Here is a 1344-nt window from a genome sequence, read left to right on the forward strand (position 1 = left end):
GGACGGTGGCGTTGCAGCGCCGTGACCGCGGCGAGAGCGCGGCCCTGCTGGCCGGACTCGGCGAACTGTGGACGAACGGCACGCACGTCGACTGGAACACCCTCACCACCCACCGGACCGGCGACCGGACCACCACCGCCACCGCCCCTGTCGGCCTGCCCACCTACGCCTTCCAGCACCAGCGCTACTGGCTCGAGGCCCCCGAGTCCACGCTCCGGCCCACGGCCGGGCTCCTCGGCGCGGACCACCCCCTGCTCACCATGGGCATACCCCTGGCCGACTCCGACACCACGGTGCTCACCGGATCCCTCTCCCCGCACCGCCACGGCTGGCTGCGCGAGCACACCATCGCCGGCACCACCCTGCTGCCCGGCGCCGCATGGCTCGAGCTGGCACTGCACGCCGGGGAACGAGCCGGCTGCGAGGTGGTGCGGGAACTGACCCTGGAGACCCCCCTGTCCCTGCCCGCCGACAGCTCGGTGGCACTGCAGATCACCCTCGACGCCCCCGGTCCCGACGGCGACCGGGAGATCCGCGTCCACGCCCGCACCGGCGACGACGAACCCTGGACCCGGCACGCCCGCGGCACCCTGGGCACCGGCCGGGCCCCTGCCGCGGCACCGCTCACCCAGTGGCCGCCCGCCGGAGCCGAGGAACTGCCGGTGGACGGTCTCTACGACTGGTTCACCGCCCACGGATTCGACTACGGCCCCGCCTTCCAGGGCGTGCACCGCGCCTGGCTGCTCGGCGAGGAGCTGTACACCCAGCTCGCCCTGGACCCGGAACAGGAAGCGGCCGCCGCCGCGTACGGGATCTACCCGCCGCTGCTCGACGCGGCCCTGCACGGCGCCAAACTGCCGGTGCGCGAACAGGGACCGGATACGCGCCTGCCCTTCGAGTTCTCCGGGGCCGTCCGGCACGGCGACGGCATCGCCGCGCGGGTGCACCTGGCCCCCCAGGACACGGACCGGATCTCGGTGCGGGTCGCCGATCCGTCCGGGCAGCCCGTGCTGAGCATCGACTCCCTCCACCTGCGCGCCCCGTCACCGGACGCCCTGCGCCGGCTGCGGTCGCGTTCGCTCTACGAGGTCCGCTGGAACCCGCTGCCCGCACCCCTGCCGGCGTCCGACACCGGCGGATGGGTCGCGCTGGGCGACACCGAGGGCCTCGAACTGCCCCGGCACGCCGGGCTGGAGGCGCTGCGGGCCGCTCTCGACTCCGGCACCCCGGCCCCCCGGGTGGCGGTGCTGGCGCTCGCCCCGTCCACGGCCGGCACCACAGCCGTGCACACCACGGTCGGCACCGTCCTGCGCACCGCCCAGGACTGGCTGGCCGACGAGCGCC

Annotated in this window: 1 protein-coding gene; it reads left to right on the forward strand. The window is 75.3% G+C overall.

All coding sequences use genetic code 11. The features are described 5' to 3' along the window. The coding region (locus CW362_RS42795; protein WP_206301234.1) for a polyketide synthase dehydratase domain-containing protein at positions 1 to 1344 on the forward strand (1344 nt) is incomplete at both ends.

The sequence above is a fragment of the Streptomyces populi genome (genome assembly GCF_002911015.1).
GTDB classification, from domain to species: domain Bacteria; phylum Actinomycetota; class Actinomycetes; order Streptomycetales; family Streptomycetaceae; genus Streptomyces; species Streptomyces populi.